Source organism: Bradyrhizobium sp. Kon69 (assembly GCF_055807515.1).
The window spans coordinates 1-291 of sequence record NZ_JBVVOS010000274.1 but is presented as its reverse complement, the minus strand read 5'-3'; the positions used below and the strand labels follow the sequence as shown (position 1 = coordinate 291).

1 pseudogene is annotated in these 291 nt (G+C 68.4%); it reads left to right on the top strand.

The window, feature by feature from the left end:
- Window positions 1-72: 72 nt before the first annotated feature.
- Window positions 73-291, top strand: a pseudogene (locus AC0L3U_RS39140) (ABC transporter permease subunit); the annotation flags it as partial.

The following is a 291-nucleotide window of genomic DNA, read 5'->3' as shown; positions in this document are numbered from 1 at the left end:
CCTGGTGCCGACACTGGCGATGTTCCTGCTCAAGCCCCACACACCCGAGCAAGCCCCGGTGCAATCCTGGTGGCGCTGTGCGGCCTGATGATCGGCTTGGCCAATGGCTACATGACCGCCTACCTGCGCATCCCCTCGTTCATCGTCGGCCTGGGCGGCATGCTGGCGTTTCGCGGGATCCTGCTGGGCATCACCGGCGGCACCACCATCGCGCCGGTGTCGCCGTCGCTGGTGTACGTCGGCCAGGGGTACCTGCCGCACACCGTGGGCTTCGGGCTGGGCGTGGTGCTG